The 9,255-nt window shown below is 70.3% G+C and carries 6 protein-coding genes, 2 rRNA genes and 1 pseudogene (1 of these 9 only partly in view); 8 read left to right on the top strand and 1 reads right to left on the bottom strand.

Annotated features, from left to right (window positions below):
• The 4 genes and pseudogenes from CLT71_RS08635 to CLT71_RS08620 all read left to right on the top strand — a co-directional run.
• Positions 1-1,848, top strand: a 23S ribosomal RNA gene (locus CLT71_RS08635); it begins 1,263 nt to the left of the window's first position.
• Between the two features lie 92 nt (positions 1,849-1,940).
• Positions 1,941-2,057, top strand: a 5S ribosomal RNA gene (gene rrf / locus CLT71_RS08630).
• Between the two features lie 1,777 nt (positions 2,058-3,834).
• Positions 3,835-4,537: pseudogene (locus CLT71_RS08625) on the top strand (tetratricopeptide repeat protein); the annotation flags it as partial.
• A gap of 424 nt (positions 4,538-4,961) precedes the next feature.
• Complete coding sequence (locus CLT71_RS08620) at positions 4,962-5,993, top strand: HAD-IIA family hydrolase (RefSeq protein ID WP_101366647.1); 1,032 nt, start codon at positions 4,962-4,964, stop codon at positions 5,991-5,993.
• 59 nt (positions 5,994-6,052) lie between these two features.
• On the opposite strand, the gene CLT71_RS08615 is transcribed toward CLT71_RS08620, so the two are convergent.
• On the bottom strand, positions 6,053-6,391 hold the full coding sequence (locus CLT71_RS08615) for an alkyl sulfatase C-terminal domain-containing protein (protein ID WP_101366646.1): 339 nt from the start codon (positions 6,389-6,391) through the stop codon (positions 6,053-6,055).
• A gap of 118 nt (positions 6,392-6,509) precedes the next feature.
• On the opposite strand from CLT71_RS08615, the gene CLT71_RS08610 reads away from it, so the two are divergent.
• The 4 genes from CLT71_RS08610 to CLT71_RS08595 are packed head-to-tail and all read left to right on the top strand — an operon-like array spanning position 6,510 to position 9,237.
• Positions 6,510-7,232, top strand: coding sequence for a histone H1-like repetitive region-containing protein (locus CLT71_RS08610; RefSeq protein ID WP_101366645.1), 723 nt, complete (start codon positions 6,510-6,512; stop codon positions 7,230-7,232).
• On the top strand, positions 7,229-7,495 hold the full coding sequence (locus tag CLT71_RS08605; protein ID WP_101366644.1) for a hypothetical protein: 267 nt from the start codon (positions 7,229-7,231) through the stop codon (positions 7,493-7,495). Before CLT71_RS08610 ends, CLT71_RS08605 begins: the two co-directional genes overlap by 4 nt.
• 24 nt (positions 7,496-7,519) lie before the next feature.
• Complete coding sequence (locus CLT71_RS08600; RefSeq protein ID WP_101366643.1) at positions 7,520-8,356, top strand: TlyA family RNA methyltransferase; 837 nt, start codon at positions 7,520-7,522, stop codon at positions 8,354-8,356.
• Positions 8,353-9,237, top strand: coding sequence for an NAD kinase (locus tag CLT71_RS08595; protein WP_101366642.1), 885 nt, complete (start codon positions 8,353-8,355; stop codon positions 9,235-9,237). The genes CLT71_RS08600 and CLT71_RS08595 overlap by 4 nt, the downstream gene beginning before the upstream one ends.
• Positions 9,238-9,255 lie beyond the last annotated feature (18 nt).

Here is a 9,255-nt window from a genome sequence, read left to right as displayed (position 1 = left end):
TTCGTGTAGGTCTTTCGGGATTTGCATGCAGGTGTGTGGATGGGTAGGGGAGCGTCGTGCCGGGGGTGAAGCAGCGGGGTGACCCAGTTGTGGACGCGGCACGAGTGAGAATGCAGGCATGAGTAGCGAAAGAAGGGTGAGAAACCCTTCCGCCGGATGACCAAGGGTTCCAGGGCCAGGTTAATCCGCCCTGGGTGAGTCGGGGCCTAAGGCGAGGCCGAGAGGCGTAGTCGATGGATAACGGGTTGATATTCCCGTACCCGTGTAGGAGCGCCCGTGATGAACCTCGTTGTGCTAACCACCCGAACCTGTGGCGGTCTTCGGACCTCTGTGGGGGAGCGTGGGAACCTGGCGGGTAGTAGTCAAGCGATGGGGTGACGCAGGAAGGTAGCTGAGCCCGGCCGGTGGTTGTGCCGGGGTAAGCGTGTAGGCCGGTGTGTAGGCAAATCCGCACGCCATGTGGCTGAGACGTGATGCCGAGCCGATTCAGGTGAAGTCAGTGATCCTATGCTGCCGAGAAAAGCCTCTAGCGAGTTCCGAGCGGCCCGTACCCTAAACCGACACAGGTGGTCAGGTAGAGAATACCGAGGCGATCGGGTGAACTGTGGTTAAGGAACTCGGCAAATTGCCCCCGTAACTTAGGGAGAAGGGGGGCCGGAGACGTGAAGCCACTTGCTGGTGGAGCGTTGTATGGCCGCAGAGAGCAGGGGGAAGCGACTGTTTACTAAAAACACAGGTCCATGCGAAGAAGTAATTCGATGTATATGGACTGACGCCTGCCCGGTGCTGGAACGTTAAGGGGACCGGTTAGTCTTTCGGGGCGAAGCTGAGAACTTAAGCGCCAGTAAACGGCGGTGGTAACTATAACCATCCTAAGGTAGCGAAATTCCTTGTCGGGTAAGTTCCGACCTGCACGAATGGCGTAACGACTTCCCCACTGTCTCAACCACAGGCCCGGCGAAATTGCAGTACGAGTAAAGATGCTCGTTACGCGCGGCAGGACGGAAAGACCCCGGGACCTTTACTATAGCTTGACATTGGTATCTGAATTAGCTTGTGTAGGATAGGTGGGAGCCGGTGAAGTCCATACGCCAGTATGGGTGGAGGCAATCTTGAAATACCACTCTGGTTGGTTTGGGTATCTAACTTCGGGCCCTTATCGGGTTCAGGGACAGTGTCTGGTGGGTAGTTTAACTGGGGCGGTTGCCTCCTAAAATGTAACGGAGGCGCCCAAAGGTTCCCTCAGCCTGGTTGGCAATCAGGTGTTGAGTGTAAGTGTATAAGGGAGCTTGACTGTGAGACTGACGGGTCGAGCAGGGACGAAAGTCGGGACTAGTGATCCGGCACTTGCGTGTGGAAGCGGTGTCGCTCAACGGATAAAAGGTACCCCGGGGATAACAGGCTGATCTTCCCCAAGAGTCCATATCGACGGGATGGTTTGGCACCTCGATGTCGGCTCGTCGCATCCTGGGGCTGTAGCAGGTCCCAAGGGTTGGGCTGTTCGCCCATTAAAGCGGTACGCGAGCTGGGTTTAGAACGTCGTGAGACAGTTCGGTCCCTATCCGCCGTGCGCGTAGGATACTTGAGAAGGGCTGTCCCTAGTACGAGAGGACCGGGACGGACGAACCTCTGGTGTGCCAGTTGTCCCGCCAGGGGCACGGCTGGTTGGCTACGTTCGGGAGGGATAACCGCTGAAAGCATCTAAGCGGGAAGCCTGCTTCAAGATGAGGTATCCCACCCCGTAAAGGGGGTAAGGCTCCCAGTGAGACGACTGGGTTGATAGGCCGGAGATGTAAGCCAGGTAACTGGTTCAGTTGACCGGTACTAATAGGCCGAGGACTTGACTACGAAGCTGCTACGCGTCCACTGTGTGATTCACAGCAAACGAACAACGGTTCCCGCGTGTGGGTGGGATGTGTTGTTTGTGTTGTTGATAGGGTTACGGCGGTTATGGCGGAGGGGAAACGCCCGGTTACATTCCGAACCCGGAAGCTAAGCCTTCCAGCGCTGATGGTACTGCACTCGGGAGGGTGTGGGAGAGTAAGACGCCGCCGGACATCTTAGTTTGCAGGGCCACCCCGGTCGGGGTGGCCCTGCACTGCGTGTTGCGGCGATCTCGCCATAAGGAAGGATGTACCCGTGAGTTCAGGAGCGCACGGCGGAGACCGTCCGCGCCGTCGAGACGACCGTCCGGATCGCCAAGGCGGCCGTGACGCCTCTACGCGCCGGGACGGCCGTCAGCAGCCCTATCGCGGGGACCGCGATTCCTCCGGCGCCTCTGGCGATCGGGGCGGCTACTCGGGTGGCGGCGGACGTCGGACCGAGGGTCGTGCGGGTGACCGCCGCGACCGCCCAGCTCCGCGCGACGGCGCCGGCCAGCGGGACGGTCGCCCGGGTGGCGGCTACCGGTCCGGTGCTGACGACCGGCGTGGCGGCGGCTTCCGGGACGACCGGGAATCCCGGGGAGGTCGCGACTTTCGCGGCGATCGCCCCAGCGGCGGTGCGCGTTTCGGCGACGACCGGCGCTCCGGGGGCTACCGGGACTCCGGCGGTGACGGGACCAGGGGCGGCGGTTACCGCGGCTACGGGTCCCGGGACGGCGATGCGGCCTCGCGGCCCGGTGGCGGCGGCTACCAGCGCGGCGGTGACGCCCGGCAAGGTGGCTACCAACGCGGTGGCGACGATCGGCAGGGCGGCGGCTACCGTGGCGGCGGCCGTCGAGACGACTTCGGCCGGGGTGGGGAACGCCAGGGCTACCGTTCGGCCGGAACCGGCCCGCGTGGCGGCGATCGGGACGCCGGCTACCGCGAGGGCGGGTTCCAGTCCGGCGGACGGGACAGCTCCGGCCGTGGCGACCGTGACCGTGGACCTCGTAACGACTACGGCCGGGGCGGTGACTTCCGGGGCGACCGGCGGGGCGACCGTGACTCCGGCGGTGGTGGTTACCGTGACGACGCCCGGCGCGGCGACGACCGACGTACCGGCGGCTACCGGGGCGGGGGCTCCGACGGTGACGACCGGCGCGGCGGCTACCAGGGCCGGAGCGGGGGCTCCGGTGGCGACGACCGACGTACCGGCGGTTACCAGGGCCGGAGCGGAGGCTCCGGTGGCGACGATCGGCGCGGCGGTTTCCGGGGCGACAGCGGTGGTTTCCGGGGCGGTTCCCGGTCCGGCTTCGGCGGCGACCGACGCACTGATCGGGACTCGCGTACCGGTGGCTACCGTGCCGACACCTCGCGTCCCGGTGGCTATCGGGACGGCGCGCGGGGCGGTGACGACCGGCGGGACGGCGGTCACCGGGGCGACAGCGGCGGTTACCAGGGTCGTCCAGCTGGGGGTTCAGGTGGCGACGCCGGGCGCGGCGGTGGCTACCGGGGTGGATCGTCGGGCGGCGGCGACCAGCGCGGCGCAGGCCGGGACAGCGGGCGACGCTTCGGCGACGACGCGGGTCGCCCCGGCTTCGACGGCAGCCGCCGGGAAGGCTTCCGGGGTTCGGGTCGCGACGGTACCCGTGACGGCGATCGTGGCGGTTTCCGCCGGCCGGATCGCGATGCTCGCGGCGGTGGCGGGCGGGAGGGCTTCCGGTCGGGCGGCGATCGCACCGACCGTGGCCGGGCAGACGAGGGCCGGCGGGACTGGAAGTCCCGGCAGGAGACTGGTGGCCGGTCCGGCCGGGAGGGTGCCGGCGCGGGAGCGGGTGGCTACAACCGCTCCGAGGGTACGGATCGACGCGACCGCTCCGGGCGGCCGGGCGACCCCGCCCGGGAAGCCTCCGGTCCAGCTCTGCCGGAGGAGATCGTCGCCACTGATCTCGACAGCGCGGTACGGGCCGAACTGCTCTCGCTGGCCAAGCCCGTCGCGGAGACGGTCGCCCGGCATCTCGTCGCGACCGGAACGCTTATCGACGACGATCCGGAGCTGGCGCTGAAGCACGCGCTCGCGGCCCGGAGCCTGGCGGCCCGGATCGCGCCGGTACGGGAGGCGGTCGGGCTGGCGGCGTACCGGGCGGGTGAGTGGCAGACCGCACTCGCCGAGCTGCGGACGTACCACCGGATGAGCGGGCGGCAGACCCACCTGGCGGTGCTCGCCGACTGTGAGCGGGCGCTCGGGCGCCCTGAGCGGGCGATCGACCTCTATCGGGGCGCCGATCGTGAGTCGCTGGACCCGGCCGGAGCGGTGGAGTTGCTGATCGTGGCGGCTGGAGCCCGTGGCGACATGGGCCAGCGCGACGCCGCGGTGGCGATGCTCCAGGTACGCGAGCTGACCGCCGCGCCGGCCGAACCGTGGACCGCTCGGCTGCGTTACGCGTACGCCGACGCGCTGCTCGCGGTGGACCGGCGGGAAGAGGCCCGGGAGTGGTTCGCCCGCGCCGCCGAGGTGGACGAGTTCGGTGAGACCGATGCCGCCGAGCGGTTGTTGGAACTCGACGGCGTCGTCCTGGAGGGCGACGAGGGCGAGGACGACGAGACCGTCGAGGGCGGTTCGGACGAATCCGAGCCGGTGGCGGACGCCGATGTCGACGCTCCGGAGGACGAGCCCGATCCGGAGGACGACGAGGACGGGTACAACGACGAGGTCGCCCGTACGGATCGTGACGAGGACGAGTTCGACGACCCCGACGAGTACGACGACGCGGACGACGAGGACGCGGACGAGCCGCTGGCGGCCGTCGAGGTGACCGCGGTGGACGCCGAGGCGGGAGTCGACACGGACGAGGACGCCGGGACAGAGGCGGCCGAGACGGAGGCGGTCGAGGACGCGAAGCCCGATTCGGCTGACGCCGAGGCGCTCGAGAGCGAGCCGGCCGGTGCGGCGGAAGCTGCCGAGACGGCGGCACCGGAGGCGGCGGCTCCCGAGACCGGGTCTTCCGGGCCGGAAGCTGTTGCGGCCGAGGGTGCTGCGGCTGATGCTCCCGGGGCCGAGGCCGAGCCGGGTACCCGCCCGGAGCGTGGCGCCGAGTCGTGACCGAGTCCTCGGCGGGTGACCGGCTGGTCGACGCGTACGACCTGGTGATCTTCGATCTGGACGGCGTGGTGTACCTCGTCGACCGGCCGATCGAGACGGCGGTCGCGGCGATCGGCCGGCTGCACGCCGAGGGCAAGCCGCTGGCGTACGCGACAAACAACGCCTCCCGGCGCGCGGACGAGGTTGCCGCGCTGCTCACCGGGATGGGGCTCGCTGTGCGGCCGCAGGAGGTGCTCACCTCCGCGGCCGCCGCGGCGGAACTGCTGGCGCACCGCTTTCCGCCGGACTCCCCGGTGCTGGTGGTGGGTGCGGAGGCGCTCCGGAACGAGATACGTGACGTCGGGCTGCGCCCGGTCTCCCGGCTCGAGGACGAGCCGATCGCGGTGGTCCAGGGCTATGGGCCGGAGGTCGGCTGGGCGGATCTCGCCGAGGCGGCGCTGGCGGTACGGGCCGGTGCCGACTGGTTCGTCACCAACACCGACCGGACGTTGCCGACCGCCCGTGGTCCGGTACCCGGGAACGGTTCACTTGTCGCGGCGGTGCGTACCGCACTGGCGCGGGACCCCGACGTGGTGGTCGGCAAGCCGGAGCCGGCCCTGTTCACCGCCGCCGCGCGGCGGTTCGGTGCGGCCCGCCCACTCGCGGTCGGCGACCGGCTGGACACCGACATCGAGGGTGCGGTCCGGGCGGGAATGGACAGTCTGCTGGTGCTGACCGGGGTGTCGGCACCGATCGACCTGCTGCACGCGGCGCCGTCCGCCCGCCCGAACTTCGTGGCGAGCGATCTGGGCGGGCTCTTCGATCCGGCCCGGGTCGCCCGGTTGACCGCCGAACGCGCCGGCAGCGCCGGTGCGGGCTGGCAGGTGGCCGACGGCGGTGGCCGGACGGTGCTCACCGGGGAGGGGTCGAGCCTCGCCGCGCTGGCCGCGCTCTCTGCGGCGATCTGGTCGGGAGCATCGGTCGACGGCATCGAGCCGGGCTCCGAGGCGGCCCGGAAGGCCCTCGAAGAACTCGACCTGCTGCGCTGACCCGCCGCGCAAACGGTTCGGACGCCTCGCCGACGAGAGCGGGCCGACCGTCCGCGTGCTCAGAGCATCTTGCGGAGCTTGAGCAGGTCGAACGGGTTGGCGTTGATCGACATCTGCCGGGAGGCGAGTGCCTTCGGCACGTCCAGTTCGCCCCGCACGAGACGGATCAGGTCGTCGCTGGTGGTGCTGAGTGCGATCTTCGCGTTGGGGTCGTCACCGTCGGCCAGGTCGACCAGCCGTCCGCCGGTCAACCGGCCGTGGAAGGCGGTCTCCAGATCGGTGATCCGGCACGCCAGCGTGCGGTCGAGATCGACCTGCTTGCGCACCTTGTCGGCGTTGGCGTCCATTCGGGCCGCCAAATCGTGCAACGCCTGCCGGCACTCGTCCACGGTCGCCATAGTCGTGCCCCCTCGCATCACGCCACGCCCGTCCCCGGGCACCGTACCGCACTGGGCGGGTCGGGGCGCCCGGTAGCGTGACAACCTGAACAGTCAGCACGCGCGAAAGGACCGAGGTATGCAGGATGCGTGGCGGGCCTACCTTGAGCTGGCCCTCGGGCTGACGGAGGCGTCGAAGAAGCGCGCTCAGGCCGCTGCCAGGAAACTGGTCGGCTCCAGCGGCGCCACCGCCGGCCAACTGCAGACCATGGCCGAGGAACTGGTCTCCACAGGCATGGCCAACCGGGAGGCGCTGATCCGGATCATCCGCGTCGAGATCGACCGTACCCTGGCCGCCCTCGGACTGGCGACGGCGGACGAGGTCACCGCGCTGACCGACCGGATCGCCCGGCTGGAGCGGGAACTCGCCGCGGCTCGGACGGGCACGTCGGGCGGCGCCGCTGGCCCGGCGACCGCCGGTGCTGCCGACGGCGTACGGCCTCCGGCGGCGGACGGGCCGGCCGGGACCGCCGCGCCGGTCAAGAAGGCCGTCGTCAAGAAGGCCGTCGCGAGGACGACGGTCAGCGAGACGACGGTCGGCGAGACGACGGTCGCCAAGAAGGCCGTCGCCAAGAAGGCCGTCGCGACGAAGGCGGTTGCCAAGAAGACGGTGGCGAGGAAGGCCGCTGCGCCCGAGGCGGTCGGCAGCCAACCGGTCGCCAAGCAGGTGGCGAAGAAGACTGTCGCGAAGAAGGCGGTCGCGAAGAAGACCGTGGCCGGCAAGGCGGTGGCCACCAGGAAGTCGACTCCGGGCAAGGCCGTGGCCAAGCGGTCGGCGGCGCCGGGCGGCGATGCGGCATGAGCCAGGTACCCGTACCGGGGCCGTTCCGGCCGGCTCCACCCCCCTCGGCGGCGGCCCGGCCCGTTCCTGGCCCGGCAACCGCAGGCGGATCGAGCGGGCCGACCGGCCCGGGCGACGGCGGCGGCTCCGGCCATCCCGCCGTGGACGCGGTACTCCAGGCGATGGCGAACGCCGCGAACCTGGCGCCGGCCGACCAGATCGCCCAGTACGAGGCGGCGCACCAGACGCTGCGGGAAACCCTCGCCACCATCGACCAGGCGTGAGCCCACCCCTCTCGGAGAACTGCGATGGCACGTCGTACCCGGCTCGACGCCGAACTCGTCCGCCGCGGCCTGGCCCGGTCCCGGGAACAGGCCGCCGCGCTGGTCGAGGCCGGGCGGGTGCAGGTCCGCGGGGTACGGGCCCAGAAGGTCGCCGCCATGGTCGACCCCGCGGACCCGGTGCGGGTACTCGGTGACGACCCGAACACCGAGTACGTCTCCCGGGGCGGCCACAAGTTGGCCGGCGCGCTGGCGGCGTTCACCCCCGAGGGGCTGGACGTCGCCGGCCGGCGTTGCCTGGACGCCGGGGCGTCCACCGGCGGCTTCACCGACGTGCTGCTCCGAGCCGGGGCAGCCGAGGTGGTGGCGGTGGACGTCGGCTACGGCCAGTTGGCCTGGCCGATCCGTACCGACGAGCGGGTCCGGGTATTCGAGCGCACGAATGTGCGTACCCTGACGCCCGACACCATCGGCGGCACCGTGACCCTCACCGTCGCGGACCTGTCGTTCATCTCGCTCCGTCTGGTGCTGCCGGCGCTGGCCGGCTGCACCGCGCCGGACGGCGACCTGGTGTTGATGGTCAAGCCGCAGTTCGAGGTCGGAAAGGAACGGGTGGGCAGTGGCGGGGTGGTGCGCGATCCGCAGGCGCGGGTCGAGGCGGTGCTCGCGGTGACCGGGGCGGCCGCCGAACTCGGGCTCGGCCTGGCCGGCGTGGTGGCGAGCCCGCTGCCGGGGCCGAGCGGCAACGTGGAGTTCTTCGTCTGGCTGCGCGCCGGGGCGCCGCCGCCGGACGAGGCGGCGGTGGCGGCGGTGGTGACGGCCGGGCCGACCGGTCCGGCCGTGGCGCGGGAGGGAGCCCGATGACCCGGACGGCGCTGCTGGTCACGCACACCGGACGGCGGCGGAGCACCGAGCACGCCCGTACCGTCGCGGCGGACCTGATCCAGGCCGGTTTCGAGGTACGGGTGGTGGCCGAGGAGGCCGACGACCTGGAACTGCCCGGGGTCACCCCGGTGGGCCTGCTCGGGGCGGCCGAGGGCGCGGAGATCGTCTTCGCGCTCGGCGGTGACGGCACCTTCCTGCGCGCCGCCGACCTGGCCCGGCCGGCGAAGGCTCCGCTGCTCGGCATCAACCTCGGCAAGGTCGGCTTCCTCGCCGAGGCCGAGATCGACGACCTGGACGTGGCGGTCCGGGACGTGGTGGACCGGAACTACACAGTGGACGAGCGGCTCACCCTCGACGTGCGTGCCGAGTTCGAGGGCGGGCCGGTGATCGAGTCGTGGGCGCTCAACGAGGTGAGCGTGGAGAAGGGCGAGCGGGCCCAGATGCTCGAGCTGCTCGTCGACGTCGAGGGCCGGCCGCTGTCCCGGTACGGCTGTGACGGTGTGGTCTGCGCGACTCCGACCGGCTCCACCGCGTACGCCTTCTCGGCCGGTGGGCCGGTGGTCTGGCCGGAGGTGGAGGCGCTGCTGCTGGTGCCGATCAGCGCACACGCGCTGTTCAGCCGGCCGCTCGTCACCGCGCCGACGTCGACCTTCACCATCACGGTGGACCCGTTCACCACCCTGGCTGTGCTCTGCTGCGACGGCCGCCGGGTCTACGACCTGCCGCCCGGTGCCAGGGTCACGGTGCAGCGGGGTGCCCTGCCGGTCCGGGTGGTACGGCTGCGCGCCCGGCACTTCACCGACCGGCTGGTGGCCAAGTTCGGCCTGCCGGTACACGGCTGGCGAGGCAACCGCCGCTGACCGCGATCGGCGCCGCCA

Source organism: Plantactinospora sp. CNZ320 (genome assembly GCF_002846275.1).
Note: the sequence above shows the minus strand (reverse complement) of the source record. Positions and strands in the feature narration are given on the sequence as shown.